At 52.9% G+C, this 24,696-nt stretch carries 30 protein-coding genes; 13 read left to right on the top strand and 17 right to left on the bottom strand.

Annotation, left to right across the window (positions count from 1 at the left end; all coding sequences use genetic code 11):
* Nucleotides 1-10 precede the first annotated feature (10 nt).
* The 6 genes from I2G69_RS07430 to I2G69_RS07405 all read right to left on the bottom strand — a co-directional run bounded on the left by I2G69_RS07430 (nt 11) and on the right by I2G69_RS07405 (nt 5,724).
* Nucleotides 11-619 (bottom strand): electron transport complex protein RnfA, encoded by a 609-nt coding sequence (locus tag I2G69_RS07430; RefSeq protein ID WP_087234761.1) that lies wholly within the window; start codon nt 617-619, stop codon nt 11-13.
* Nucleotides 616-1,302, bottom strand: a complete 687-nt coding sequence (gene rsxE, locus I2G69_RS07425) for an electron transport complex subunit RsxE (protein WP_087234762.1) — start codon at nt 1,300-1,302, stop codon at nt 616-618. Before rsxE ends, I2G69_RS07430 begins: the two co-directional genes overlap by 4 nt.
* 2 nt (nt 1,303-1,304) lie before the next feature.
* A complete protein-coding gene (locus I2G69_RS07420) occupies nt 1,305-1,883 on the bottom strand; it encodes an RnfABCDGE type electron transport complex subunit G (protein WP_087234763.1) in 579 nt (192 codons plus the stop codon).
* Nucleotides 1,880-2,851: an RnfABCDGE type electron transport complex subunit D gene (locus I2G69_RS07415; protein ID WP_087234764.1), complete on the bottom strand. Its 972-nt coding sequence runs from the start codon at nt 2,849-2,851 to the stop codon at nt 1,880-1,882. The genes I2G69_RS07420 and I2G69_RS07415 overlap by 4 nt, the downstream gene beginning before the upstream one ends.
* Nucleotides 2,852-4,195, bottom strand: a complete 1,344-nt coding sequence (gene rsxC, locus I2G69_RS07410) for an electron transport complex subunit RsxC (RefSeq protein WP_087234765.1) — start codon at nt 4,193-4,195, stop codon at nt 2,852-2,854.
* Nucleotides 4,196-4,662: 467 nt separating this feature from the next.
* Nucleotides 4,663-5,724: an FAD:protein FMN transferase gene (locus I2G69_RS07405; RefSeq protein WP_087234766.1), complete on the bottom strand. Its 1,062-nt coding sequence runs from the start codon at nt 5,722-5,724 to the stop codon at nt 4,663-4,665.
* A gap of 325 nt (nt 5,725-6,049) precedes the next feature.
* Between I2G69_RS07405 and I2G69_RS07400 the strand changes: the two genes are divergently transcribed.
* The 5 genes from I2G69_RS07400 (at nt 6,050) to I2G69_RS07380 (ending at nt 9,912) form a co-directional block, all read left to right on the top strand.
* Nucleotides 6,050-6,550 carry a YbaK/EbsC family protein gene (locus tag I2G69_RS07400; RefSeq protein ID WP_195560514.1) on the top strand — a complete coding sequence of 167 codons (501 nt, stop codon included), beginning with the start codon at nt 6,050-6,052 and terminating at the stop codon, nt 6,548-6,550.
* Nucleotides 6,534-7,208 (top strand): tRNA (guanosine(46)-N7)-methyltransferase TrmB, encoded by a 675-nt coding sequence (trmB, locus tag I2G69_RS07395; protein ID WP_087234768.1) that lies wholly within the window; start codon nt 6,534-6,536, stop codon nt 7,206-7,208. The genes I2G69_RS07400 and trmB overlap by 17 nt, the downstream gene beginning before the upstream one ends.
* 133 nt (nt 7,209-7,341) lie before the next feature.
* Nucleotides 7,342-8,361, top strand: a complete 1,020-nt coding sequence (locus I2G69_RS07390; protein WP_087234769.1) for a methionine ABC transporter ATP-binding protein — start codon at nt 7,342-7,344, stop codon at nt 8,359-8,361.
* Complete coding sequence (locus I2G69_RS07385; RefSeq protein WP_087234770.1) at nt 8,351-9,010, top strand: methionine ABC transporter permease; 660 nt, start codon at nt 8,351-8,353, stop codon at nt 9,008-9,010. The genes I2G69_RS07390 and I2G69_RS07385 overlap by 11 nt, the downstream gene beginning before the upstream one ends.
* Before the next feature lie 62 nt (nt 9,011-9,072).
* Entirely contained in the window at nt 9,073-9,912 is an 840-nt protein-coding gene (locus I2G69_RS07380; RefSeq protein ID WP_087234771.1) for a MetQ/NlpA family ABC transporter substrate-binding protein, read from the top strand.
* A 133-nt stretch (nt 9,913-10,045) separates the two neighbouring features.
* Here the strand turns inward: I2G69_RS07380 and srtB are convergent, their stop codons facing one another.
* The 6 genes from srtB to I2G69_RS07350 are packed head-to-tail and all read right to left on the bottom strand — an operon-like array spanning nt 10,046 to nt 15,665.
* A complete protein-coding gene (gene srtB / locus I2G69_RS07375) occupies nt 10,046-10,924 on the bottom strand; it encodes a class B sortase (RefSeq protein WP_195451204.1) in 879 nt (292 codons plus the stop codon).
* A gap of 33 nt (nt 10,925-10,957) precedes the next feature.
* Complete coding sequence (locus I2G69_RS07370; protein ID WP_195560513.1) at nt 10,958-12,193, bottom strand: BTAD domain-containing putative transcriptional regulator; 1,236 nt, start codon at nt 12,191-12,193, stop codon at nt 10,958-10,960.
* Between the two features lie 56 nt (nt 12,194-12,249).
* Nucleotides 12,250-12,585, bottom strand: a complete 336-nt coding sequence (locus tag I2G69_RS07365) for a branched-chain amino acid transporter permease (RefSeq protein WP_087234774.1) — start codon at nt 12,583-12,585, stop codon at nt 12,250-12,252.
* The gene (locus I2G69_RS07360; RefSeq protein ID WP_195560512.1) at nt 12,582-13,313 is read right to left on the bottom strand and encodes an AzlC family ABC transporter permease; all 732 of its coding nucleotides are present in this window, start codon (nt 13,311-13,313) and stop codon (nt 12,582-12,584) included. Before I2G69_RS07360 ends, I2G69_RS07365 begins: the two co-directional genes overlap by 4 nt.
* A 13-nt stretch (nt 13,314-13,326) precedes the next feature.
* Nucleotides 13,327-14,313, bottom strand: coding sequence for a DUF2207 domain-containing protein (locus tag I2G69_RS07355; RefSeq protein ID WP_191395607.1), 987 nt, complete (start codon nt 14,311-14,313; stop codon nt 13,327-13,329).
* 26 nt (nt 14,314-14,339) lie between these two features.
* Entirely contained in the window at nt 14,340-15,665 is a 1,326-nt protein-coding gene (locus I2G69_RS07350) for a lipopolysaccharide biosynthesis protein (protein WP_191405319.1), read from the bottom strand.
* Nucleotides 15,666-15,823: 158 nt separating this feature from the next.
* Here I2G69_RS07350 and I2G69_RS14435 point away from each other — a divergent pair, with 158 nt between their 5' ends.
* Complete coding sequence (locus tag I2G69_RS14435) at nt 15,824-16,144, top strand: ribbon-helix-helix domain-containing protein (protein WP_330608928.1); 321 nt, start codon at nt 15,824-15,826, stop codon at nt 16,142-16,144.
* Between the two features lie 143 nt (nt 16,145-16,287).
* On the top strand, nt 16,288-16,566 hold the full coding sequence (locus I2G69_RS07340; protein WP_087234779.1) for a hypothetical protein: 279 nt from the start codon (nt 16,288-16,290) through the stop codon (nt 16,564-16,566).
* 90 nt (nt 16,567-16,656) lie between these two features.
* Here the strand turns inward: I2G69_RS07340 and I2G69_RS07335 are convergent, their stop codons facing one another.
* Nucleotides 16,657-17,241, bottom strand: a complete 585-nt coding sequence (locus I2G69_RS07335; protein WP_087234780.1) for an ECF transporter S component — start codon at nt 17,239-17,241, stop codon at nt 16,657-16,659.
* A 137-nt stretch (nt 17,242-17,378) separates the two neighbouring features.
* Between I2G69_RS07335 and pdxR the strand changes: the two genes are divergently transcribed.
* The 3 genes from pdxR to pepT are packed head-to-tail and all read left to right on the top strand — an operon-like array spanning nt 17,379 to nt 20,466.
* On the top strand, nt 17,379-18,815 hold the full coding sequence (gene pdxR / locus I2G69_RS07330; RefSeq protein ID WP_195560511.1) for a MocR-like pyridoxine biosynthesis transcription factor PdxR: 1,437 nt from the start codon (nt 17,379-17,381) through the stop codon (nt 18,813-18,815).
* Nucleotides 18,812-19,195, top strand: a complete 384-nt coding sequence (locus tag I2G69_RS07325) for a hypothetical protein (protein WP_191521403.1) — start codon at nt 18,812-18,814, stop codon at nt 19,193-19,195. The genes pdxR and I2G69_RS07325 overlap by 4 nt, the downstream gene beginning before the upstream one ends.
* A 56-nt stretch (nt 19,196-19,251) precedes the next feature.
* Nucleotides 19,252-20,466, top strand: a complete 1,215-nt coding sequence (gene pepT / locus I2G69_RS07320) for a peptidase T (protein ID WP_195560510.1) — start codon at nt 19,252-19,254, stop codon at nt 20,464-20,466.
* 217 nt (nt 20,467-20,683) lie between these two features.
* On the opposite strand, the gene I2G69_RS07315 is transcribed toward pepT, so the two are convergent.
* Nucleotides 20,684-22,051 carry an aldehyde dehydrogenase gene (locus I2G69_RS07315; RefSeq protein ID WP_195560509.1) on the bottom strand — a complete coding sequence of 456 codons (1,368 nt, stop codon included), beginning with the start codon at nt 22,049-22,051 and terminating at the stop codon, nt 20,684-20,686.
* Nucleotides 22,052-22,262: 211 nt separating this feature from the next.
* Between I2G69_RS07315 and I2G69_RS07310 the strand changes: the two genes are divergently transcribed.
* Complete coding sequence (locus I2G69_RS07310) at nt 22,263-22,436, top strand: hypothetical protein (protein ID WP_172749745.1); 174 nt, start codon at nt 22,263-22,265, stop codon at nt 22,434-22,436.
* A gap of 47 nt (nt 22,437-22,483) precedes the next feature.
* Here the strand turns inward: I2G69_RS07310 and I2G69_RS07305 are convergent, their stop codons facing one another.
* Nucleotides 22,484-23,017 carry a ferritin-like domain-containing protein gene (locus I2G69_RS07305; protein WP_191521401.1) on the bottom strand — a complete coding sequence of 178 codons (534 nt, stop codon included), beginning with the start codon at nt 23,015-23,017 and terminating at the stop codon, nt 22,484-22,486.
* Between the two features lie 141 nt (nt 23,018-23,158).
* On the opposite strand from I2G69_RS07305, the gene I2G69_RS07300 reads away from it, so the two are divergent.
* Entirely contained in the window at nt 23,159-23,353 is a 195-nt protein-coding gene (locus tag I2G69_RS07300; protein ID WP_191395615.1) for a hypothetical protein, read from the top strand.
* A 46-nt stretch (nt 23,354-23,399) separates the two neighbouring features.
* Nucleotides 23,400-23,591 (top strand): hypothetical protein, encoded by a 192-nt coding sequence (locus tag I2G69_RS07295; protein WP_087234787.1) that lies wholly within the window; start codon nt 23,400-23,402, stop codon nt 23,589-23,591.
* 71 nt (nt 23,592-23,662) lie between these two features.
* On the opposite strand, the gene I2G69_RS07290 is transcribed toward I2G69_RS07295, so the two are convergent.
* Together I2G69_RS07290 and I2G69_RS07285 are read right to left on the bottom strand one after the other, a co-directional pair.
* Nucleotides 23,663-24,094: an RrF2 family transcriptional regulator gene (locus I2G69_RS07290; RefSeq protein ID WP_191521399.1), complete on the bottom strand. Its 432-nt coding sequence runs from the start codon at nt 24,092-24,094 to the stop codon at nt 23,663-23,665.
* Nucleotides 24,091-24,531, bottom strand: a complete 441-nt coding sequence (locus I2G69_RS07285) for an RrF2 family transcriptional regulator (protein ID WP_191406042.1) — start codon at nt 24,529-24,531, stop codon at nt 24,091-24,093. The genes I2G69_RS07290 and I2G69_RS07285 overlap by 4 nt, the downstream gene beginning before the upstream one ends.
* Nucleotides 24,532-24,696: the final 165 nt, after the last annotated feature.

Here is a 24,696-nt window from a genome sequence, read left to right as displayed (position 1 = left end):
ATTCCTCCCCTCAGCCTAATAAGCCGTCGACAAGGCCCTGGAACCCAAGGAAGGACACCGCCACAAGCGATGCTGCGATCAGGGTGATGGGAAGGCCTTTGAGAAATTTTGGAATGTCGTTCGTCTCCATGCGCTCGCGGACACCAGCAAAGATCACCATAGCGACCATAAAGCCAATACCGGAGCCGAACGCATTGACCAAGGATTCCACATATCCGAAAGTCGGGTCCGCAGCACCCTTTTCAAGCACCAGCATGGTAATGCCCAAAACCGCGCAGTTCGTGGTAATCAGCGGCAAATAGATGCCTAACGCATTATAAAGCGGCGGCATAAATTTGCGCAGGATGGTCTCAATCAACTGGACCAGCGCCGCAATAATCAAAATAAAGACGATGGTCTGTAGATACTCCAAATGATTGGGGACGAGCACATACATATAGATTGGCCAGGTCACTGCAGTGGAAATCACCATTACAAACGTAACTGCAATGCTCATGCCAACCGCTGTATTCAGCTTCTTCGATACGCCGAGGAACGGGCAGATACCGAGGAATTTATTCAAAATATAGTTTTCTGTCAGGATCGCCGCCAAAAAGATGGCTACAAGATTCTTAATCATTTCTTAGCAGCCTCCTTTTCTTGAAGCTTCGAGCAATTTGCCGCCAGCGGGCATCCCTGACAGCCAAGCTCTGCCGGACGCGAACCCTCGCCCGACAACCGGTTTGCTACCGCAATCAAAATACCAAACACAAAGAACCCTCCAGGCGGCAGAATGAAGATAATGATGGGGTCCACCACTCCGGCCGTAATCGGAATGCCAAACAAGCTACCCGAACCGAGGAACTCACGGATCATCCCCATCACCAACAGCGTAGTCGTAAAACCAATTCCCATCCCAAGGCCATCGACAATGGAGGGGAGAACCTTATTCTTGCTGGCGAACATCTCTGCACGCCCCAAGATAATACAGTTGACCACAATCAGAGGCAGATAGATGCCCAGGGCCTCGTCAAGTGCTGGAGAATATGCCTGAATAAACATCTGCACAACCGATACAAATCCTGCGATCACTGTGATGAACGCCGGAATGCGAACCTTATCCGGGATCACCTTACGCAGCAGGGAGATCGCTGCATTGGAACAGACCAGGACAAAGGTCGTCGCCAAACCCATTCCAATTGCGTTACTAGCAGAGGTGCTGACTGCAAGCGTTGCGCAGCATCCAAGCACCAAACGCAACACAGGATTTTCTTTGATAATACCCTTGGTAAATTCACTCCATAGGGATCTCTTTTTCTCCATCCTCAAGCGCCTCCTTTTACGGTTTCATACAGGGCCAATGCCTCGTTTACCGCGTCGGTTACGCCCTGTGTAGTGATGGTTGCACCGGTCATCGCCATAATCTGGCCGTCCTGTTTTTCCCCGGACTTGATGACTTCAAATGCTCCGGATTCCGGGATTGGCTGTTGGTACTGCGCACGGAATTCCTCTTTTTGCGCATTCATTCCAAGGCCCGGCGTATCGTCGATACTAAGCAATTGCACGCCGGATACTTCCCCATCCGCCCGTATGCCGGTCATCACCTGGACCGGTCCACCATACGAACTGGCGGAAGTGGTAAACACATAGCCAGCCACTTCCCCGCCTTCCTTTCCAACATAATAAACCACGCTCTCCCCATCGGCATCCGTGGCCTCCATCTCTTCAAACTCTTCAACGCCGGGAAGGACTAGTTCGCGCGCCTCGCTGGCAGCTTGCTCCTCCTGCTGTGCAATCTTATCCTTGGTCAAAAGGTTTGTCCCCGCCAAAAGCGCCGCGACTACAAAACAGATCACGGTCAATGTAATGGTGGGACGCAGGACTTCTTTTGCATCTATCTTCATTCGTGTGCAGCCTCCTTTTTGGCCTTCTCCTTTTTGACGCCAAAGGGACGCGGGCGGGTGATCCGCTCAATATGCGGCACCAAAATGTTCATCAGGATAATCGAGAAGGACACGCCCTCCGGCAACGAACCGAACATCCGGATCAGCATTGTCAAAATGCCGCAGCCGATCGCATATACAATCCGGCCATTCCGGTTGATGGGGGATGTTGTATAGTCCGTCGCCATAAAGATTGCACCGAGCAACAGGCCGCCGGAAAGCAATTCGAAAATTACGTCACGGCCGGCGATCAAGGAGATCACCGCTACAGTTCCAAGATAGCACAACGGGATTACTGGGCTGATAACCTTACGGGCCACCAGATAAATGCCTCCCAGGATCAATGCAATGGCACAGGTTTCCCCCAAACAGCCGGCACGCGCGCCAAGCAGCATGTCCAGATGGCTGGGAAGCTGATCCGATGCCCCTTGCTTGAGCAGGCCAAGCGGGGATGCTGTGGTAATCGCGTCGGGGTTCCCGCTGCGGTACCAGAAGGGCACCACCCAATTGCTCATCTTCGCCGGGAAGGACGACATCAGCACGATGCGCGCCGTCAGAGCTGGATTGACAAAGTTCTGCCCAATGCCGCCGAACATCTGCTTTACAACAACAATTGCCACTACGCTCCCAAAGACCGCAATCAGGGGGTTGATCGTCGCTGGTAGGTTGAAGGCCAGCAAAAGGCCAGTGACTACCGCGCTGAGGTCAAAAATGGTGTTGTCGCGTTTCATCACCTTACGGCTGAGATATTCGGCAAGCACACAGGAAATCACACAGGTCAGGATCAAGATTAGCGCCTGAATCCCAAATAAAATACAGGATGCAATTGCCGCCGGGATCAGGGCAATAATAACGTCCAGCATAATTTTTTGCGTAGTTGCTCCGCTCCCCAGATGGGGCGAAGACGATACAATCAATTTCTGCTCCATTTATTTCTTCCCTCCCGCATTTCTAACAAGAGCCTTTCCTAGCCGGATGGCCTGCACCAACGGCCGGTGGGCCGGGCAGCGATAAGCGCAGGTACCGCATTCCATACAGTCCATCACACAATATTCCTGCAATTCTTCCACACGTTTGGCTTCCGCATACTTTTCCAGCTTAGTCGGGACCAGATTCATTGGGCATCCGCTCACACAGCGGCCACAGCGGATACAGGCAGTTGGTTCATGCAGGCGCGCCTCTTCCTCTCCAAAGCAGAGGATACCATTGTTTTGCTTGATGACCGGCAGGCTGTCGTCTGTAAGGGCAATTCCCATCATGGGGCCGCCCATCAGGATCTTTTTCGGCGGAACCGCATACCCTCCGCAGAAGCGGATGATCTCTGCAATCGGCGTACCGATCGGAACAATAACGTTCTGCGGGGATTTTACGGCGGAGCCGTCGATGGTGACGCGCTTCTTCACCAGAGGCATCCCTGTCCTGAGATAATCGGCCAGGAAGGCAACGGACGTTATGTTCATCACAATACAACCCACATCTGCAGGCAGCTTCCCCATGGGGACCTCGCGTCCGGTGCAGGACTTGATGAGCACCTTTTCCGCTCCCTGCGGGTAGGAAGCGGAAAGCGCCAACACACAAACGTTTTTGTCCGGGCTGGCTTGTCCATCATTCTCCATCTTCCGCAGTGCTTCGATTACATCGGGCTTATTGTCTTCCACCGCTATGATCGCCCGCTCAATTCCCAACATCTTCCGGACCGTATTGATTCCGGAAAATACCGCCTTTGTGTTTTCCAGCGCTTCCCGATGGTCGGCCGTTATGTATGGTTCGCACTCCGCAGCGTTGATAATGAGCGTGTCAATGTTCTTATCGGGGGATACATTCAACTTGACATGTGTAGGAAAACCAGCGCCGCCCAATCCAACCAAGCCGGACTCCCGCACAGCACGGAGAAACTCCTCGCGGGTATCCACCTTTGGCGGATGTACCTCTGGAGAAACCTTCATCTCTCCATCGGAGTCGATCACAAGCGCATCCACATATTGGCCCCCAGAGAGCATCACCTGGTTGACCGCATGCACTTTGCCTGAAACGCTGGCATGAATGGGCGCGCTGACAACCGCATCGCTGTCGGCGATCTTTTGCCCTACAAGCACCTCGTCCCCCACTTGGACAAGAGGTTTGCACGGGGCCCCAGCATGCTGCTGCATGGGGATGATGACCTGCGCCGGAGGCGGCATTATTTTGGATTCCATCTGCGCCGTGTTCTTATAATGCGGCACATGCGCCCCGCCATGTGTTTTGAAAGGCTTTTCTGGAAATGCAAATTCCATTCTTTTCCCTCCATTTTCATTTTTTACTTTCTTCCTAAAAAGACCGTTGTTCAAAATATTGTATTGAGTAACGGCACAGCTGCCTGAGGCATTGGCCTCATATGCGTGCCGGCACTACCCCAATCAGAAGCAATCAAGAAATATACCATACAAACGCCTACATTGCAAGTACACTATATGGTATGGTACCATTCTATCCGAAAGGATGCCTTCAACAATCCATTCTATATAGAACCCCATGTGGCCTCTTCATCCCATCTTCAAAACAAGCCAAAACATTCCTACCTAAACGCAAGCAAACACACGGCCGATCATCCCGGCCGTGCCTAATTTCCTATTGAAATATCTAATTTCTTTGGAACACTGGGAGCGGGGAAAGACCTTCCCTTTATTTTTGCTATTTACAAGGATTGTCCCTGGCCCAACAGTTTCAACTTTGCCAGCAAGTGCGCCCACCCAATCCCCTCTTATGATACAAGGGTATACATATCTGAAGTGAGCTGGAAAGCGTCCTTCAAGGAGTCGGATACCAAAACACGGTTATCTTGCGAGATTAACACCCCACCCGCTCCATACTCTTCCAGCAAGGCCATGCCCTGTTCTTCCCCAAGCACGAACACGGCTGTCGCCAAGGCGTCGCTCAAAGCGCCGCTCTTCGCCACAACGGTGACGGATACAAGCCCGCTTTCCGCTGGATAACCAGTCTTTGGGTCTAAAAGATGATGGTAGGTCTTCCCATTTTCTGTGAAGGTTTTTTCATAGGAGCCAGACGTGGATACAAATCCAGACGCCAGATCCAGAAGCCCCATCGCTTCCGCCCTATCGTCGCCGCTATTTGGGTCGCGCACGCCTAGGCGCCACAAGCTGCCATCCGGCTTCTCCCCATATAGGCCAATGCTTCCGCCCACCGCGACAATGCCAGCCTCCGCACCGCTTTCCTGATACATCTGAACCGCAGCGTCACACGCTGCGCCTTTTCCAATTCCTCCGAGATCAATCGCCGCACCATGGATTTTCAAAGAAGCCTCCGAAGCCTGTTCATCTACACGCAAATTTTGATACCCAACATAGGAACGGTATTCTTCAATCTGTTCAGCTTCCGGCAAATGTTGGTTTTCCCCGCCAAAGTCCCAAAGGGAGCTGACCGGCAGGATCGTCGGATCGTACGCCCCATTTGAGCGCTCCGCCACATCCAACGCTTGTGCCAGCAGCTCTGCGGTCTGTGGATCAATAGCAATCCAATCCGTCCCTGCAGCTTCGTTCAACCGTGCGATATCCGAACCCTCTATCCGCCACGAAATCTGGTTTTCTAAGCGTTGCACCGCGTTGGCTGCTTCCGACGCCGCTTCTTCCCTTCTATCGCCATAAACAGTTTGTTGGACATAACTTCCCATTGCAAATTCCGTGCTGGTAAACGGTTGTTGCTCTGCCTTCCACCGGTTCCACTGTACTACAACAGCCACTAAAACCAAAACCGCCGCCAGAACCGCCAGAGCCCATCCAACTTTCCGTTTTCTTTGCTCGTTCATTGGTTTCCTCCACCACTGGTTTCGTTGCTCATATGTGGTCTATAGTATAGCATACTCTTCGCAGCACAAGCAAATGGCTACCGCGTTTTTCCTTTGGATGATTTGTTAGAAAATTCATCGAAAAAAGCTAATTTTTTTCTTTCCCTTACACATTTCAAAAAACCGCAGCAAAAAGTCAAAAAAAGCCTATATTTTTTGTTTTATCTCACAAATTCTTTTTTAGACACTTTCCAATGTCTATTCTTATGCTATACTTTGTTAGAATTATGTTACTGAAAAAGCCGCAAAATCGATACAATCTGATAGCAGCATGGAGGGATTTATCATGTCTATTGAGGCAGTAAAAACGTATCTAGAATCCTATGGCGTGGCTGGCCGTGTGCAGGAATTCGATGTCTCCAGCGCAACAGTCGAATTGGCAGCGCAAGCGCTTGGTGTAGAGCCTGCGCGTATTGCCAAAACCATCTCCCTACAGTCGGACGGCGGTTGTATTCTTGTCGTGGCAGCCGGGGATGCCAAAATCGATAACAGCAAATTCAAAGCGGAATTCCACCGGAAAGCCAAAATGCTGAGTGCCGATGAAGTTTTACCGCTTACAGGCTATCCGGTGGGAGGCGTCTGCCCCTTTGCCAATCCGGACACGGCCGCTGTATATTGCGATATTTCTTTGAAGCGCTTTTCGACGGTATTCCCAGCCTGCGGTACTCCCAATTCCGCAATTGAACTGAGCTGCGAGGAACTGTTTCAATATTCCCACAGTCAAAAATGGGTTGACGTGTGCAAAAATTGGGATACGGAGGGAACGCCGCATGCGGATGCGCAATAAGCCTTGGGCAGCTCCAGAGCTGAATGCCTGTCCCTTTTTTGTGCGTGGTCCGGAACGGATGGCCGGAAAATGGCAGGATTGGTTTCCGAAAAAGCAACCCATCCATTTGGAGCTCGGCTGCGGGAAGGGCTGGTATATTGCAGGGCTGGCCCCAAAAAATCCACAGGTCAATTACCTCGGTGTAGATTTGAAGGACGTCGTATTAGCCCCCGCGAAGCGCATTGTGGAAGCGGCCTTCGCTGGGGCCGGGCGTCCAGTGGACAACGTTGGGTTGACCGCTTATAACGTGGAACAAATCTGCAACATGCTCCGGCCGGAGGACGGCGTCGCCCGCATCTGTATCAATTTTTGCAACCCGTGGCCCCGTGCCAAGCACAACAAACGCCGCCTGACACACCCGCGCCGTTTGAACGATTATAAGCAGTTCTTGCAGCCGGGCGGCGAACTCTGGTTTAAGACGGACGACGACGGCCTATTTGCCGATACCTTAGAATATATAAAGGAAAGCGGGTTCATGCTTCTGCGCCAAACCGCCGATCTCCATGCAAATCCAGGCTTTTTTGCGCAGGATGCCCCGACGGAGCACGAAAAGATGTTTACGGAAAAGGGAATCCCCATCAAAGCCCTGGCCGCCCGTTGGGAACCGCCTGTTGAATAAGGTAGAATCTGCGCACAATACTTGACACGCATGTCATTGTGCCGTATAATTCCTATTAAATCAGTAATGTTTTGAACGCTTTGCGGCATAGCGTTCAGCAGAAGAACATGGAAACGGAAAAGAGGGGTGTCATGTGGAAAGAAAACCGATCATTGAAATTCGCTCCCTCAGCAAAACCTTCCGGGGCAAAAACGCGGAGGTCCATGCGCTGCAGGACATCAACCTGAAAATCGAACAGGGGGATATCTTCGGCATTATCGGTATGAGCGGCGCAGGAAAGAGCACGCTTGTACGCTGTATGAATATGCTGGAAATCCCAACGGAGGGGACCGTCCTGTTCGACGGCATGGATCTTTCCAAGCTAAATCGAAAACAGCTTCGTGAAGCGCGGCGCTCCATGGGGATGATCTTCCAGCAATTCAACCTGCTGATGCAGCGGACTGCGGAAGCGAACATCTGCTTCCCCTTGGAAATCGCCGGGGTGGACAAGGCGACCGCCAAAAAGCGCGCAAAGGAGCTTTTGGAACTCGTCGGTTTGTCGGATAAAGCGAAGTCTTATCCCTCCCAGCTCTCCGGCGGGCAAAAGCAGCGTATTGCAATCGCCCGCGCGTTGGCCACCAATCCAAAGGTGCTCCTGTGTGACGAAGCGACGTCCGCCTTGGACCCCAATACGACGTCCTCGATTTTGGCTCTGCTGAAGGACATCAACCGCCGTCTGGGGATTACCATTGTAATCATCACCCACGAGATGCGCGTGATCGAAGAGATCTGCAACCGTGTGGCCATCATCAGTGAAAGCAAAATTGCCGAGTGCGGCGACGTTACCGAAATCTTTTCCCACCCCAAGACGCCGGCTGCGCAGCACCTGGTGTTCCCAGAAGGAAAGCATACCACTGAAACGTTTACTGGCAAACACGCCATCCGCATTGTCTTCAACGGGAGTTCCTCTTTTGAACCCGTAATCGCCAATATGGTGCTCGAATATAAATCGCCTGTAAATATTCTCTTTGCTGATACTAAAAACATGGACGGAAAAGCGTTTGGGCAGATTGTCATCCAACTGCCCGAAGACGAATCCCTCGCGGATAAGATGCAGCGGTATCTGCATATGCGGGGCCTGACCGTAGAGGAGGTGAGCGGAAATGTGGGATGAATCCACGCTGCAAATGTTGCTGCAAGGCGTCGGTGAAACCCTGTATATGACGTTGGGGTCCACCCTCTTCGCGTATATCATCGGATTGCCGTTGGGTGTGCTGCTCGTCATGTGGGCTGCGGACGGGATCCGCCCCCACCCTGTCCTATATAAAATATTGGACGTGATCGTCAACCTGACCCGTTCGTTCCCATTTATCATTTTATTGATCGCGGTCCTGCCGTTCACCCGCTGGCTTCTGGGCACAACCCTTGGCCCTACGGCCGTCATCGTGCCTCTGACCATCTCAGCTGCGCCCTTCGTCGCCCGGCTGGTCGAAGGTTCTCTCAAAGAAGTGGACGTCGGTGTGATCGAAGCATCCCAGTCCATGGGCGCTTCCGCTCTGCAAATCATTTGGAAAGTCCTTTTGCCGGAGGCTCGCCCCTCGTTGATCCTCAACTGCGCCATTGCCATCACGACGATCCTCGGCTATACCGCAATGGCCGGATTTGTCGGCGGCGGCGGTTTGGGCGATATCGCCATTCGCTTCGGCTATTACCGCCGTGAGGAGGACATCATGCTCGTCACCGTCGTCCTGCTCATTGTGGTGGTGCAGGTATTCCAGGGACTGGGCCTCTGGATTGCCCGGCGGTTGGACCGGCGCAAATAATGCTTTGAAAGAGGAGCATTCTCTGTTCTTTCAAAGCCCTTAACAAAAGGAGGAACTATCCTATGAAAAAGATTTTTGCACTCATTCTCGCGGTTGCACTTTCCGCCACCGTATTGGCCGGATGTCAGTCCGGCGGCGATGCGGCGTCCGGTGAAAATGCGGACAATTCCGAATCCAAGGTGATCAAGGTCGGGGCGTCTCCTGCTCCGCACGCAGAAATCCTGGAGGTTGCCAGCGATATCCTCAAGGAGCAGGGGTATGAGCTGGATGTGGTGGAGTTCTCCGACTATGTGCAGCCGAACCTGGCGCTCTCCGAAGGGGAACTGGACGCCAACTATTTCCAGCATCAGACCTATCTGGACAATTTTAACGAGGAGTACGGAACGGAGTTGGTCTCGATCGGCGCAATCCATTACGAGCCGCTCGGCATCTACGCGGGCCGGACGACCTCCCTGGACAGCCTGCCGGACAACGCGACCATCGCCGTTCCAAATGATACCACCAACGAGGCGCGCGCACTTCTACTTCTTCAGGATCAGGGACTGATCGAGGTGGATGAATCCGCGGGATTGAACGCCACCGTAAAGGACATCACCAGCAATCCGAAAAATATCCAGATTACCGAAATTGAAGCGGCGCAGCTGTCCCGCATCCTGCCGGACGTCGATCTCGCTGTGATCAACGGTAACTATGCCATCGACGGCGGCTTGAAGATGAGCGATGCACTGGCCGTGGAAGAGAGCGGTTCCGTTGCAACAACAGCCTATCCCAACGTGATCGCTGTCCGCAAGGGCGACGAAAACCGCCCGGAACTGCAGGCGCTTGTGGAGGCGCTCAAGAGCGACACAGTCAAGCAATATATCAATGAGACCTATGAGGGTTCCGTGGTCCCGATCGACTGAGGAAAATCCATCAATCAAAAAACGGTTATGCAGCGTATGCCGCATAACCGTTTTTTCATAGCCAAAAGGAACAAAAGGCTCTGTCTTGATAAATTCAAATCGTTCTATCTATGATTCACTCCTGTGTTTCTCGTCAACTCCCATATTTCTGCACCCAGCAGTCCGGGTAAACTGGGGAAGGATTGTATGCCGCCTTGTCCAAATCAACGGTCGCATTCTCGCCTTCCCTCACCCGGCGGGCTACCACGACAGTGCGAAACTCTTCAAATTCATAGGAGCAGGTGGACAACGTGAGCAATTGATCGTCCGCATTCACATCGACCGGCAGATTCAAAATGGACCGGCTGCGCATCTCTTCGATGAAAGCCGTGAACGCCTCATCGTCCTCGAAATCCGGCTGGGCGTAGTCGAAGATTTCCCCCTGTTCCGGGAGTGTATTGATCTTAAACACGGAGAACACTTTCCATTTGCCCTCCACCCCTTCCAGATCGAAGTCGATCACCGGGGCGCTCTTATAAAACTCCAGATCGGTGTATTGCAGGATCGCGGCAAACATCTGCCCATCGTTCATGTTGTGCCCATAGAGTGTCAAATTCTTCATTTCCTGAGCCGGGGTACAGTTGGCATCCAAAAAGATGCAGCCGTATTGGGTGTATTTCTTATCGTATCCATGACGGAGATATAGCTCCGGATTGTCCTTTGAGGACTGCATCACCGGATAGTCCACCACTGTATTGGGAATCTGAATCCAACCGATGGTGTCCGGGTTGCCCGCTTTCAATTGGGCAAAGGCGTCCCGCTTCCGCTGCACAGCCTCCTCGGACGTCTGTGAGGAAGGGGAACTGTCCTTCTCCTCCCCGTCTTCTTCAGCGTGATAAATCTGCTGTACCTGCTTGACCGCATGCCGGTTCTGCATGGGCTCATAGATCCCCTTATATCCGAGCACACTCATAGAACCTATAAAAACACAGAGCGATGCTATAAAAATCCCCTTGCGCAAACGTTTTTTCATAGGTTCTCCTTTCGTCGGATTCGGCTGCGGTTGTCAGTTCTGCGAATCCTCAGCACGCAGGCTAATCATCTGTTCTTTTAGATAAATCTCACCTTTCCGGCGGCATTTCGCCTCAAACGCATTCCGGATGCGGTTGGCTACCAATTGCCCGTTCTCTTCCTCGGCCACCAACAGGCCCAAGATGAACTGGGAAGGGCTATACCGCGCGACAATATCGTTCCGGCGCAGCGTCTCAGAAATCGCTTCCTTTAAGATGGTCATAATATTTTTTAACTTTTCCAACGGCGGGATTTCCCCGTTCTTGTCCGTCGCCGTAAGCAGGATCAAAATCTCGCTCTGGTTGTAACGCTCCCGGGCGCGCATCTGCACCCGGCAGATCTCACGGAACACCGTATACTCACAAAAAAACGGCGTCGAGCCGGATGTCTCCTCCGCAAGAATATCCTCCTTGATCTGATTCATATCAATTTCGACCATATTGAGCCCTTGGATAATCTCGCGGTGCAGATTGCGGATCGAATTCGAAAGCCCCATGCCCAGCTCCCGGTTAAAGGATTCGGAAATGTGCTCGTAGTGTACCAACGCCTGGGCATACTGCCCCGTGCGCAGATAGGCCTTCAGTAAGATATGATGGATATCTTCCTGATAAGGGCAAAACCGCACCGCACGCTCGCAAACTGAAATAACATTCCCATATTGCTCCGACTGATTCAAAAGGCGGCATAAGGTCAACACACAGCTGACATAAAGGCTTTCATACTGTGCGCGCTTTGCAAAAATCCACTCGTCCTCCCCCAAATTCGGCAGGAATTCCCCGTTGTACAGCTCTACCGCCTGGGAGTAGCAGGCAATCCGGCTTTCAATTGCCTGGTCTTCATCCGAACCGCGCTTTGCCAGAAGGGGCATCACTTCCGTGTCGATTTCACACGGGATATCTTCGTTCCACATATATGCCCCTTCGGAAAAACGGATAAACTCCATTCCCTCTTCGCACACTTCATCTTCCAGCACCAAATCGTCCAAGAGCATCCGCGCGCGATAGACCAAATTTTTTAGGGAGTTGGCTGGGTCAATGCATTCATCCCCCTCACGCCATAGCAACTGGATCAATTTTTCCTGAGCCAGCCTTTGCCCTCGATTCGTCAAAAGGATGCCAATCAAGTGCCAAATCTTTTTGGAGCGGTTCCCTTTTTTCACCACTTCCCGGTCGCCACGCCGGATGGAAAAATCCCCCAGCATCTGCACATACAGCTTTTCGGTGGCCATCATTCCGATCTCCCCCACAATCCTTTTCAATTTTCCCCGCCCATCCGGGGCGGAAGCCCTTATGTAGCAAAAACAAACTGCACCAATACCATATACAACACGGTTCCCACGCCAATGCTCAACAAGGTGTTCTTCTTCCACACATGCAACGCCACAACAGCCGCCACCGCAATCAGCTCCGGCAAGCCGTATGGCCACGTCAGAAGGCTCGTTCCCTTTAAACAGTATACTACAAGCATGGCAATGATTGCAAAAGGCAAAACTTTCCCCAAATAACGCACATATGGCGGCGTTTCCTTTCCCTCCGGGAACAGGACAAAGGGAAGAAGCCTTGTGAAAAATGTAACAAGCGCAATTAACGCAATCACAAGCAGCGCACGAATTGCCCCAGTCATGTTGTAGCCTCCTCCTCCGGTCGATCCAACCGTTTCCGAACGACGGTCAGCAACACGACCATACTGATGAGCGCCGGCAGAATAAAATTATCCGCTCCAAAAAGGAGAAGGCAAACAACGGAGCATGCCAATCCCGCCAAGGCCGGCGCATGGCTTTTTGTTTCACGCCACTGGTTGACAAAAATCACCACGAAGAGCGCAGTCATCGCAAAATCAATGCCCTGTGTATTGAACGAAAAGGAGGAACCCAGCAGCCCTCCGACGACAGAACCGACAATCCAGTAAAGTTGGTCCAACAAGGCGATAAAAAAGAAAAACCAACTGCGGTCTACGTCTTTGGGCGGCTCTGCGCTGCAAAGCAGAGAAAACGTCTCATCGGACAGGGAAAAGATCATATAGGGCTTTTTCGCGCCAAAATTTTGAAATTTCCCCAACAGGGAGAGGCCATAAAACACATGGCGGATATTGACCATCAAGGTCATCAACGCCACCTGCAAAAAGCCCGCTCCCGTCGCCAACAGATCGACCGCCACAAATTGCATCGAGCCCGCATAGACAATCACGCTCATCAAGGCGGCCCACCCGAAGCCATAGCCTTTGCTCTCCAGCAGAATGCCAAAAGCTGCCCCCAAGAACAGATAACCCACCATCACGGGGATGGTCATCGGGAACGCTGCGCGGAGAGCCAGCTTTACTTTCTGCGCTTTTGCAGGCGTTTTCTTCTGCATCGTTTGGCCTCCCTTACGCCTTCTTCTTTCTGCGGATGCGGGAAACAATCAAAATCAAGGCAGCGCCGCCGATCAATACGACCGGGGCCGCAATGCGGATGATCTGGTCCTTCCGCGCCTCCCGCGCCGTATATGCCGGGTCCTGGTCGGGGTCGTTTTCCTCCTGCAAAATCTGCATATAGGCATCCTGGCCGGTCTTATAGGCGTCCGCGGCATCGGGGAACAAATACAGCGGCGCGGTCACGCGGATGTCTACCGCATGGTTGGCCGGGACCTCATTGACCGTCAGACCCACCAGCTCGCCGCTTTCGATGACCAGCTCATAGTCCTCCTGGTCGTACGTCCAGGCTTTGACCTCATCGCGCTGCGCTCCATAGGGCAGAATCACGTATCCGGTCAACAGCCCTGCTTCATAGGGGATGTCCTCCCCAATCAGCTCCCAATTGAATTCCATAATATCGTTGTGGAACTGCACGGCGCCCTTTACGGTATAGAGCACCTTGATCGTCGTGGTGGCATTCCAGTTTTTCAAATATGCGTTGATCTCATAGCCCGTGTCGGTTTCATCCAGCGTGTACTTCCGCTCCGGGTATTTTTCCCCTTCGCTTTCTGTCGCCGCCTGAATCTCCTCGTAGCTGTTGAAGCGCTCCAGCTCCTCCGAGCCCATCACCACGCGGATATCCGAAATCTCATAGTCTTCGGATTTGGCGAGCGTGCGCTCAAACTTTGTCATCTTCTCAAAGTTCCGGCAGGAATACGTCCAATATTCCGTGACGTTCACCGTGCCGTCCGTGAGCAGTTCGGCTTCCACCTTTTCCGACTGGCAGGTATATCCCTCGACCGCCAGGTCAAACGCCTCGGCCTGGTGGTTCATGATATATTCACCGAGCTCCTTCATCTCCGGCGAAATCTCTTCTTCATCCTCTTCGGCCGCAAACGCCAGAGACGTACACGAGAGCGCCACCAGCAGCGCAAGCAACAGAGAAAGGTATTTTTTCATGGATGCTCTCTCCTTGAATTCACAAATTATTTTTTAAAGATCTGTTTGACAGAGCGGATCTCTTCCCCGTTCGGAATCAGAAGGCGATAGAACGGGGTATGTGTAAACAGGCAGAAAATCACCATGGAGGTGAACCCCTGCGCGGTCAGCGAGGCGGAGGTCGCCAGCGCAATGCCGTTGACGCCCATCGGCGGAATCAGAACAAACGACAAGCTCAAATTGACTATAATCCCGATGATGGTCGGCAAAATGTTCAATTCCGGCTTGCCATAGGCGGCGATGGAATTGGCCAACACCTTTGCATAGCAGATAAAAATCGAACCGATAATCAAATACCGCAGAGGCGCAATGGCCTCCACGTACTTCGGGAACACAATCGGCACAAACACCTGCGCCACCAACACCAACAGCACCGCACAAACAATGGTGATATAGGTGACCACTTTACAGGACATCAAGGTCAAACGGACTTTATCGTCCTTTTCATGCATGGCTGCAATCCGGCTCATAATGACCTGGCTCACCGCGTCGGGCAGCAGCCACACCTGCTGCATCATGGTGACAGCCGCATTGTAAATGCCGAAGGTCGAAAGGGAATACACGGCGTTTACAATGTACGATCCCAAATACGAATTGATATAGGTCATCACATTCGAGACATGCGACTTTAAGCTATAGCGGAACATCGCGCCCGTCTGCACCGAGTGGTCGTCTTCCGGCGCGGGGTCCGGTTCCTTTCCATTCCAGCGCTTGATGCCATACATGGCGAAGAGGATCATCAGCACCTGGATGCCGATCATGGAGGTAACCAGCAGCATGGCACTTGGCCATACAAGCATGGAGAACATGAACGCGGTCAACAACACCTTTTGCAAAAGGTTGATCGTATTAAACATTTTAAATTTGTTTTCCCCGCGCAAAATCGCCAGGCAAACATTCATTAAAAAGGAGAACAAGCCATACACGACCGCCGCCCAGCAATAGAAGGCCGTACTGCCGGAGAAAAAGATTTCCTTCATAAACAGCACGGCAACGGCGCCCGCCGCCAAAATCAGGGCAGACATCGCCACAGTCAACTTTGCAATCGCTTTTTTGGTGTTCTTGATCTTATAGCGGGAGACAAAATAGATCATCGCGGCATTGATGCTAAATCCAAACAGCGTAAACAGCCCGTTGCCGACCAGCTGTACCTGATTATATTGCCCCTTGACCGCCGGGTCCAACACACCCAGCACAAAAAAGGCCGAGATGATGGACAGCAGGGAACCAATGACGTTGGTGCCAAAGGTGTTGATGCTGTCCCGCACAATGTCGCTATGAAGTCTTTTAGGTTTTTTTTCTGTATCCTTCATCCTAGAAAGCTCCATTCCAGGGGAGATCCCCTTTTTTAAGGTCGAAATTCATAAAGATTATTATAGCATTCTGACAGGCAGTTCCACAAGGGATTTTCCGGATTTTCTGCGTATTCTGAGGATGGAACGCCACAAATGGTGAAAACGATAGAAAAAGCATGCTTCTGTACCTTAACATTTCCAGCAGCTCTACAAGATGTCAAGATTTTTCACACCCAACTTTTTCCATTTTCTTTGACTTACGTTGCTACGAAATTTATAATATGATTATGGTGCTACGAAAAGGAGGTGTATTTCTTCAAGTGCCAGGTAAAAAACTAGGCCGCCCTACGGATAGCCCAAAAACATTTATGCTGCGTGTCAAGATGGACAAAGAAACATTAACTGAATTGGACGAATGTTGTAAAGTAGAGCGTACAAACCGTTCTGAATTTGTCCGCAGGGCTATCCACGAAAAGTATTCCGGCCTCAAAAAATGAAAGGAAACGGCCTCCCCTCTCTAAGTCGAAGCCGCTTCCCCCAAAACCAACAACCGCGAAAGCGGATTGCTGCGTAAATAGTATACCATGCGCGGTGATTCCTTTCAAGCGTTGTTGGAATTCACAGAGAAAGGAACCTGTACATGACGGAACAAGAAATCTTTGACGTTTTCCTGGATGAACTCCTGCAACGCGCCGTTGACGACTTCCACGCTACCGCACAATACGCGCTGTTGGCCGAAAAGCTGGAACGGATGCACCGCGACTGCGATTCCATGTTTGCCGCAGACGAAAAAGAGTTCGCCGAAGAATGCTTCTCCCTCCTGCTGGACGTCTCCGGACACCAGGAACGCCACCTCTATCAAAAGGGGCTGCGCGACGGCGTGACCATTTTAAAACGGCTGGGCGTTTTTGCCACATAACACGCCCAGCCGCCTGAAAGCAACAACAGCCGGTTGTATGCACAAACGCAATACAACCGGCTGTCTGTCTATTCAAGATCGTTCAACATTTTATGCCCGGCGCGGACCGCCAACAGGCAAATGCGCCCGCTCCAAAGCTTTGCGGATGGCAAAGAAGAACGGCACCGCGATCACGTCCGCCACAATGGCATTGGTCAGCGTCGCTGCCAGCTTCGTCACCATGGCGATGGCCGCAGCCTCCGGCGCGGAACCCACCAGGATCAGCTTCAGGAACGAGTATCCCAAATACAGCACGCAGTAGCACAGGGAACCGCTCACCGCACCCACAATCACGCGGGAGAGCTTTCTTGCGGTCCGGTCGCCGCCCCATGCGATCAATCCGCATACAAACGCCATCATAAATTTGAAGATCAGGGTCGTCGGCGCGCTGTCCGCCCATCCGCCCATCAGGTCAAAAATACAAGAACCGATCCCCGCTGCAAGGCCGCCGTAAACCGGGCCCAACAACAGGCCGGACAAAATACAAAATACATTTGCAAAGCCGATCATGGTCTTATCGGTTCCCACTGGGATCTCCACCTTGAAGAACATGGTCGCCACCAGGACCAACGCCGCCATCAGACCGGTGAGCGCCAGATTGACGCTGGTGTTGCGTTCGTTTAAATTGAGTTTCATGGTCTTCCCCTCCAGACATCTTCCGCAAAGCGTCTTGCATCTTTGCTCGTTTGTGGTATAATCATAGCGTAAAAGTGTTCATACTAAAATATAAAGTTTATAAAAAATTGACCAGTACAGTTTGAAGAGGAATTTCCATGACATACGATTTTCTTATGCTCAATCCCGCATCCGATACTCCTTTGTACCAGCAACTCTATGAATCGCTGCGCAGATCCATCGAGCGGGGGCATCTCACAACGAACGAAAAGCTCCCCTCCATCCGCAAGCTCTCCGAAGATTTACGCCTGAGCCGCACCACGGTGGAAATGGCCTATCAGCAGCTCTGCGTCGAAGGGTATGTACGCGCGCGTCCGCAGAGTGGCTTTTTCGTAGAGGCCGGGGCCATCCGGCCGGAGCGCTCCAGCCATTTGGAGCCTCCCCAGACGATCGTGCAAGCGGAACGTCCAGGCCCCAACGTCCGCTACAATTTCGGCAGCGATTCGGTGGACAGCGGGTGCATCGACATCAAAATCTGGCGCCGCCATATCCGCGACGTCCTCACCCAGCAGGAGGTGCTCACCTCCTATGGCGATCCCCAGGGGGAACCCGCCCTGCGGGAAGCGCTCTCCTCCTATTGCTACGGCGTCCGCGGTGTAAAAGCCAGCCCGGAACAGATCGTGGTCGGCGCGGGCACCCAGCCGCTCCTGTACCTGCTGTGCGGCCTTCTTCCCGAAAAGACCGTCGCGATCGACGAGCGCGGATTCCCGCAGGCGGAGCGCGTTTTTGCGGACTGCGGCTTTACGGTTTTGCGCCTGCCCACCGACCGGGACGGCATCCGGATGGACGCTCTGGAGGCGAGCGGCGTCCGGGCGGTATTGGTGCGCCCATCCCACAGCGTTTCAAGCGGCACCGCCATGCCGATGAGCCGCCGGTTTGCCCTGTTGGAATGGGCGAAAGCGCATCAATCCCTCGTGATTGAAGACGACTACAACGGGGAACTGCGTTACAATGCCCGGCCCATCCCTGCGATGCAGGGGATTGCGGACGGGGAACTGGTGGCCTACATCGGTTCTTTTTCCAAACTGCTGCTCCCCTCTGTGCGTATCGGCTATATGGCGCTGCCACCGGCACTGCTCGCGGATTACCGTTCCCGCGCCAAAAGCTACAACCAAACGGCTTCAAAAGTGGAACAGCTCGCCCTAAGCAACTATGTCAAAAGCGGCCAGTTGGAGCGCCATCTGCGCCGCTTGCGCAAGCTCTACGCCGCGAAAAGCGCGGAACTGAGCCGTTCCGTCCGAAGCGCCTTTGGACGGCGCTGCCGCCTCTTCTTGCAGGAAACGGCCCTCCGGCTGACCTTGTACCTGCCTTGCAATACACCCTCGGAGGACCTCTGCCGCCGGGCAATACAGCGCGGGGTCCGTGTGATTGCAGAAACCGAGCCGGGCAGCGTAACGTTGGGCTTTGCAGGTATCCCCTTGGAGGACATCGCCCCCGCCGTGGAACAGCTTCACGCAGCGTGGAGCGATTTGCTCGGGCCAAGCAAAGGCGTGGAACGCAAAGCCGCGCTAGAACAGGGGGATGCACAGAGATGAAGGCCATAGAAATCCTCGCCCTGGACGCCACCGAACCGGACAACCAGCGGTGGAAAGCCCTCGTGGAGCAGTATGCCAAAACCGCCGCTTCCTTTGAAATCCACTGCTGGAACGAAGAAACAGAGTGGATCGCGCTTGCGCTGCAATACGGCAATTACAAGCAAACCGATTGGGCGTTCGGCAAGATCGTTTCCGGGTCGGTCACACCGGAATTTCTCCAAATGCTTCTCGGCCTGCCCAAGCCAACCGACACCGAAATTTACAACAAAATGACGCCCTTTTTCTCCATCTTCTTCGACAATGGTTTTTCCAGCGAGCATTACGGAACCGAGCTGCATGTTTGTGAGGGCGCTTCTTGTGAAAACCACATTGCACTTTAGAGAATTTTGGCGTATGATGAGGAAAAAGGATTTTTCACCGAAAGGGGATCTATAAAATGCGAGCTTACGAGCGATTGCTGCAATATGTACGTTACCATACCACCTCCGACGAAAATGCGCCGGAGGACAAATGCCCTACAACGGACCGTCAAAAAGTCCTGGGCGCTGCGCTTGCGGAGGAGCTGCGCGGCCTGGGGCTGGCCGACGCCCACATGGACGAATGCGGCTATGTCTACGGGACCTTGCCGGCCAACTGTGAAACCGACCGCCCGGTTCTGGGATTGATCGCGCATATGGACACCGCTCCCGCTGCCAGCGGTGAGAATGTGCGTGCGCGCATCGTCGAGAACTACGACGGCGGGGATATTGTCCTCAACGCGGAAAAGAATATCGTCATGCGCCCTGCGGAATTTGAAAGCCTTCTGGATTACAAAGGCCAGGATCTGATCGTGACCGACGGCACGACGCTGCTCGGCTCGGACGATAAAGCGGGCATTGCGGAAATTTTCACCGCACTGGAACGCCTGGTTGCGGAGAACATTCCTCACGGGACCGTCAAAGTCGGCATCACGCCGGACGAGGAGACGGGCCGCGGCGCGGATCGCTTCGATGTCAAGGGCTTTGGGGCGCAGTACGCCTATACGGTGGACGGCGGCAAGCTCGGCGAGATCGAATATGAGAACTTCAACGCGGCGGACGCCAAGATTACCATCAACGGGGTGAGCGTCCATCCGGGCACGGCAAAGGGCAAAATGAAAAATGCCATCTTGATCGCAATGGAATTCCATTCCATGCTTCCGGTTTTTGAAAACCCGGCCTTTACCGAAGGGTATGAAGGGTTCAGCCACCTGGAGGGCATCCAGGGCCATGAAGAGCAGGCAAGCCTGCACTATATCATCCGCGACCACGATATGGAAAAATTTGAAGCCAAAAAAGCGCGCTTCCAAAAGATCGCGGACTATCTCAACGACAAATACGGTGCGGGGACGGTTGTCCTCAACCTGACAGACACCTATTACAACATGAAGCAGCAGATTGCGCCCCACATGTTCCTGATTGAAGACGCGGAGCAGGCGATGCGGGACGCCGGGGTAGAGCCCCTGGTCGTACCGATCCGCGGCGGCACGGACGGTGCGCGCCTCTCATTTATGGGGCTGCCCTGCCCCAACCTATCCACCGGCGGGCACAATTTCCACGGCCGGTTCGAGTATATCCCGGTCCAAAGCATGGACAAAATGGTGGAGGTCCTGCTCAACCTTGTGCGCGTGTAATATCTGCGATTTCATTTATAACGAAGGAAGGGCGGTTGCTAAATAGCCCATACTCCCCAATCATGCACAAAAATCGGCCCCGAACGAAGCCAAAACAGCTTCATTTGAGGGCCGATTCTTCTGAGTGCTGCCGCATTTTTGTGCGGATTGCTGCTGCGCTTTTCTTTTGCAACGGTTTCATTTTGTTTCGTTCTATGCTGTTAAACGGAAAACCGGCTTACCGCAAAAACCAACGCAGGAGCTGTTCCTTTCTCGCAGTGGCCGGAGGATACCGCACAGGCATATCCAGAAAGCTGGAATTCTTCAAAATGCTTTTATAATGGCTGAACGTATCGAAGCTCTTTTTGCCATGGTAGCTCCCCATCCCGCTTTTGCCGACGCCGCCAAATGCCATGTACGGCGTGGCGAGGTGCACCACCGTGTCGTTGACACAGCCGCCGCCAAACGAGACTTCCTGCAACACGCGCTTTTCCGTTGTGCGGTCCGTGGTAAAGAGATAGAGCGCCAGGGGCTTCTCGCGCGCTTTTACAAAGCGGATCGCTTCCTCTAACGTTGCATACGTCAAAATGGGAAGGATCGGGCCGAAGATTTCCTCCTGCATCACCGGCGCATCGGGGGAAACGGCGTCCAGCAGCGTCGGGGCGATCTTATCGGTCCCGTTGTCGTCGCCGCCCACCAGGATATGCTGGTTTTCCATGAGCCCTTTCAGGCGCAGGAAGTGCTTTTCATTGATAATCTTGGGATAATCGGGATTTTCCAGCGGTTTTTTCCCATAGAACAACTGAAGATACCTCCGCATATACGCGACCAGCGTATTTTTCACTTCCCGATGCACCAGCAGGTAATCCGGTGCAACACAGGTCTGGCCGGCATTGAGGAATTTCCCGAATACAATCCGCTTTGCCGCCAGCTTCACATTGGCTGTCCGGTCTACGATGCAAGGGCTTTTCCCGCCCAATTCCAATGTAACCGGCGTCAGGTGCGCCGCAGCCCGCTCCATCACAAGCTTTCCCACCGCCACGCTTCCGGTAAAGAAGATATAGTCAAACCGCTGCTCCAAGAGTTCCGTGTTGGCCTCCCTGCCGCCCTGCACCACCGCCACATATTCCGGCGGGAAGCAAGCCCCAAGCAGCTCTTCTAGCTCTTTGGCCATATGGGGCGCATAGGCAGAAGGCTTGAGAACGACCGTATTCCCTGCGGCCAACGCGCCGATGAGCGGCTCCATGCTCAATAAAAACGGGTAATTCCAAGGCGCCATCACCAAAACCACCCCGTAGGGCTCTGCCTGGCAGAAGCTTCTGGACGGAAACTGGCTCAGAGGCGTCGGGACCCACTTTTTGGCCGCCCATCGGTGGATGTGCGCAGCGATATAGCGCAGCTCGCTGCATGTGAGGCCTATCTCGGTCATGTAGGCTTCCATATTGGATTTTCCCAGATCCTGCCGCAAAGCGCGCAATAGCCGATGTTCCCGCGCGCGAATTTCGCGCTCCAATCGCTCCAAGGCCACGGCGCGGAATGCAAGGTTCTTTGTCCTCCCATGGTCGAAAAAGGCGCGCTGCGCCTGAACCAGATCGGCTGTACTCATCGCTCTTCCTCCCTGTTTGTCCTTTCTCCCATTCATTATATCCAGATACGGCGGCAATCTGCAAGCAAATTTTGTAAAACAAAATATTCCCTTCTGTATTTCAGAAAAACCTGCAAAGAATAATCGTGCGCTTTGATTCTCTGGGATTCGTCTGTGTAATACGTATGGATGCGAATCCCAGGAAAAAGCGGACAGACAGGAGGTGAATCAAATGCCGGAAGACAAGGCAAACGCCGCTTTGAACAATCCACAGATGAAGAAATTCTTCTCCGCACAGCCCTTCTTTGTGCAGGAGTGCATCATGCAGACCGGCGTGGGGGCAAGCACCGAAACCGAGCTGAAGCAGTGCGCAGAAAATCTCTCCAAAAAGCAGCCGGCTGAATAAACGAAGACATCCCGCGAAACGCCTCTTGGCCTTCCGCGGGATGTTTCCTATTGAATCAACACATCCAAATACGACCGAAAAATCTTTACATGTACCTTTTCATCCTCGACGATGCGCAGCAAAACCGCGGCGAGCGAGGCATCCTGTACCATTGCGGCTTGCCGCCGGTAGCGGTCGATTGTCTCCTGCTCCGCGAGCAGGTTGTTCTGCATCATATGGAAAAAGTTTTTGCATGGGGAAACCATCATTCCATCCCAGACCCGCCTGCGCCGCCGGAACGAAACGGCATAAACCGGATCCCCGCCCAACTGCTGGACGAGCTGCGCAAAAATATTCAGGTGATGCATCTCCACCATGGCGATCCGCTGTAAGTCCTGGGCTGCCTCCGCATGGTTTGCGTTCATCACCCAGCTTTGGTAAAGATATTGCATCAGTGCGGTCAGTTCACTATGTGCGGCACACATATTCATGTGCATCAATCCGGCGTATAACCGGTTTTTTCCAGCCACCACAATGGGCGGGTATGGTTCTGGAGAGACAAATGCCTTCACGGATTCTATGTGCTTGTCACGTTTTTCCACGAGAAATCCTCCATTACGAATGAATTCATCCATATATATGCGTCGCACGCCCCGGCTAGTACCGTGGCCTCTTTGGGCATTTGGGAATTGACATTCTTTCTTGAGGAGCGTATGATTCTTTCCAGAAAGAGGGATTTCACTATGGAACAAACAACCATCAAAATCATCTCGGGCTATTGCCCGTATTTACAAGCAGAGCATTCGATCCGCGCTACATACACGCTGATCCCCCACCGTGGACGGAAATTTTCCAGCAGCAGCTGCAAATATGCGCAGGAATGCGGGCGGCTGGAGCATTGCCCGCTGCGGCGTGAAGCGATGATGGAAGAAGACTGACGCATATTTCTCCCCTTCCGGCAAACGCTATGCGAGGGTGATTGAATTGCTGGAAACACCGCTCGGCTTTGGGATGCCAATGATCCAATGCCCGGAGGCTATGCAATATTTGGAGGTGGACCGGACGGTCGATACCCTCCTGGAAACACAGCCCAATCCAGAGCTGCGGGAAGTGCGCCGGACGCAGGAGCACCGTTTTGCCGCAAAATTTCAAGAAGCGCTCCGTTGGCGCGTCTAAAAATTCGTCTCATTTTACAAAAAGCCGCCGCCAATGTTAGAAGCATTGGCGGCGGCTTTTTTGTCTCTTGTTTATAATGCGGAACTCTCCGCAGACGATTCCTGCAATTGGATGCGCTTCACCATATCCGCCAGTGTGGTGGCATACAAGGTATTCTCCACTTCGCGGTCGATGACGTCCCACACATGCTGTTTGAGAAAGGCGCGAATGGGCGTCCCAACGTCGGCCTCCTCAAAAACGGACAGATCGCCCTCCAAAGCCTCCAAGATGGACTGCAACGAAATCTGATCCGCCGGGCGTGCCAAGGAATATCCACCTTGCGCACCAGCCGTCCCGATGACAAACCCAGCGCGCTTGAGCGCGGAAAAAATGCTCTCCAAATAATTGAGGGACAGGTCCTGCCTGGCGGCGATCCCCGCAAGCGTCACCCGCCCTTCATCTTCATGGAGGGCAAGATCGATCATTGCGCGCAGGCCGTAACGCCCCCGGGTCGATATTTTCATAGGGCTTGCCCCCCTCTCTGTTCCGCGAGCCATTCGTTCCGCAGCTGTTCCAGTGTCAGGCTGTCTGCTACCCGCGCAATCGCATCAGAGAGATCCACCCATACCTGGCGGCTGATGCAGGTTCCCCGCACCTTGCTGGTACATGCGGAGAGGGACTCCACGCATTTGACCGGCACAAGGCTTCCCTCCACCGCCCGGATAATCTGTCCAACGGTGATTTCCGAAAGCGGCTTCTCAAACAGAAAGCCGCCGCGCGCGCCCCGCACCGTCCGGATAATCCCAAACTGTTTCAGTTTAAAAAAGATCTGTTCCAAATAGGCGGGGGAAATCTTCGTTTCCGCTGCAATCTCTTTGATACTCGCCGCCCGGTCTAAGGTTGCAATTGCCATATAAAAAAGGCCCTCAAGCGCATAACGGCTCTTGGTTGAAAGTTTCATTGCGCTTCCCCTTTTTCTACTGCCATTTTATTGTTTACCATTATACTATGGTTTCGATTTCAATGCAATAAAAACTAGATTTTTCCTATTGACTTTGTCATATATATGGAATATAATAAGGAAAAATTAATCCTGACTATTTTAATAGGAATTTAAATTTCTTTG

This window comes from Anaeromassilibacillus sp. D41t1_190614_C2, from assembly GCF_015558525.1.
GTDB classification, from domain to species: domain Bacteria; phylum Bacillota; class Clostridia; order Oscillospirales; family Acutalibacteraceae; genus Anaeromassilibacillus; species Anaeromassilibacillus stercoravium.
Note: the sequence above shows the minus strand (reverse complement) of the source record. Positions and strands in the feature narration are given on the sequence as shown.

What these genes read in the sequence shown, in the direction of transcription:
- I2G69_RS07285 (WP_191406042.1), bottom strand. Translation starts at nt 24,531, where the DNA reads ATGAAACTTTCAACCAAGAGCCGTTATGCGCTTGAGGGCCTTTTTTAT.
- I2G69_RS07420 (WP_087234763.1), bottom strand. Translation starts at nt 1,883, where the DNA reads ATGAAGATAGATGCAAAAGAAGTCCTGCGTCCCACCATTACATTGACC.
- I2G69_RS07370 (WP_195560513.1), bottom strand. Translation starts at nt 12,193, where the DNA reads ATGATGGCCACCGAAAAGCTGTATGTGCAGATGCTGGGGGATTTTTCC.
- pdxR (WP_195560511.1), top strand. Translation starts at nt 17,379, where the DNA reads ATGACATACGATTTTCTTATGCTCAATCCCGCATCCGATACTCCTTTG.
- trmB (WP_087234768.1), top strand. Translation starts at nt 6,534, where the DNA reads ATGCGGATGCGCAATAAGCCTTGGGCAGCTCCAGAGCTGAATGCCTGT.
- I2G69_RS07385 (WP_087234770.1), top strand. Translation starts at nt 8,351, where the DNA reads ATGTGGGATGAATCCACGCTGCAAATGTTGCTGCAAGGCGTCGGTGAA.
- I2G69_RS07380 (WP_087234771.1), top strand. Translation starts at nt 9,073, where the DNA reads ATGAAAAAGATTTTTGCACTCATTCTCGCGGTTGCACTTTCCGCCACC.
- I2G69_RS07365 (WP_087234774.1), bottom strand. Translation starts at nt 12,585, where the DNA reads ATGACTGGGGCAATTCGTGCGCTGCTTGTGATTGCGTTAATTGCGCTT.
- I2G69_RS07300 (WP_191395615.1), top strand. Translation starts at nt 23,159, where the DNA reads ATGGAACAAACAACCATCAAAATCATCTCGGGCTATTGCCCGTATTTA.
- I2G69_RS07355 (WP_191395607.1), bottom strand. Translation starts at nt 14,313, where the DNA reads ATGAAAAAATACCTTTCTCTGTTGCTTGCGCTGCTGGTGGCGCTCTCG.
- I2G69_RS07400 (WP_195560514.1), top strand. Translation starts at nt 6,050, where the DNA reads ATGTCTATTGAGGCAGTAAAAACGTATCTAGAATCCTATGGCGTGGCT.
- I2G69_RS07340 (WP_087234779.1), top strand. Translation starts at nt 16,288, where the DNA reads ATGACGGAACAAGAAATCTTTGACGTTTTCCTGGATGAACTCCTGCAA.
- I2G69_RS07430 (WP_087234761.1), bottom strand. Translation starts at nt 619, where the DNA reads ATGATTAAGAATCTTGTAGCCATCTTTTTGGCGGCGATCCTGACAGAA.
- rsxE (WP_087234762.1), bottom strand. Translation starts at nt 1,302, where the DNA reads ATGGAGAAAAAGAGATCCCTATGGAGTGAATTTACCAAGGGTATTATC.
- I2G69_RS14435 (WP_330608928.1), top strand. Translation starts at nt 15,824, where the DNA reads ATGCTTCTGTACCTTAACATTTCCAGCAGCTCTACAAGATGTCAAGAT.
- I2G69_RS07360 (WP_195560512.1), bottom strand. Translation starts at nt 13,313, where the DNA reads ATGCAGAAGAAAACGCCTGCAAAAGCGCAGAAAGTAAAGCTGGCTCTC.
- I2G69_RS07315 (WP_195560509.1), bottom strand. Translation starts at nt 22,051, where the DNA reads ATGAGTACAGCCGATCTGGTTCAGGCGCAGCGCGCCTTTTTCGACCAT.
- pepT (WP_195560510.1), top strand. Translation starts at nt 19,252, where the DNA reads ATGCGAGCTTACGAGCGATTGCTGCAATATGTACGTTACCATACCACC.
- I2G69_RS07405 (WP_087234766.1), bottom strand. Translation starts at nt 5,724, where the DNA reads ATGAACGAGCAAAGAAAACGGAAAGTTGGATGGGCTCTGGCGGTTCTG.
- I2G69_RS07350 (WP_191405319.1), bottom strand. Translation starts at nt 15,665, where the DNA reads ATGAAGGATACAGAAAAAAAACCTAAAAGACTTCATAGCGACATTGTG.
- I2G69_RS07325 (WP_191521403.1), top strand. Translation starts at nt 18,812, where the DNA reads ATGAAGGCCATAGAAATCCTCGCCCTGGACGCCACCGAACCGGACAAC.
- srtB (WP_195451204.1), bottom strand. Translation starts at nt 10,924, where the DNA reads ATGAAAAAACGTTTGCGCAAGGGGATTTTTATAGCATCGCTCTGTGTT.
- rsxC (WP_087234765.1), bottom strand. Translation starts at nt 4,195, where the DNA reads ATGGAATTTGCATTTCCAGAAAAGCCTTTCAAAACACATGGCGGGGCG.
- I2G69_RS07335 (WP_087234780.1), bottom strand. Translation starts at nt 17,241, where the DNA reads ATGAAACTCAATTTAAACGAACGCAACACCAGCGTCAATCTGGCGCTC.
- I2G69_RS07310 (WP_172749745.1), top strand. Translation starts at nt 22,263, where the DNA reads ATGCCGGAAGACAAGGCAAACGCCGCTTTGAACAATCCACAGATGAAG.
- I2G69_RS07290 (WP_191521399.1), bottom strand. Translation starts at nt 24,094, where the DNA reads ATGAAAATATCGACCCGGGGGCGTTACGGCCTGCGCGCAATGATCGAT.
- I2G69_RS07415 (WP_087234764.1), bottom strand. Translation starts at nt 2,851, where the DNA reads ATGGAGCAGAAATTGATTGTATCGTCTTCGCCCCATCTGGGGAGCGGA.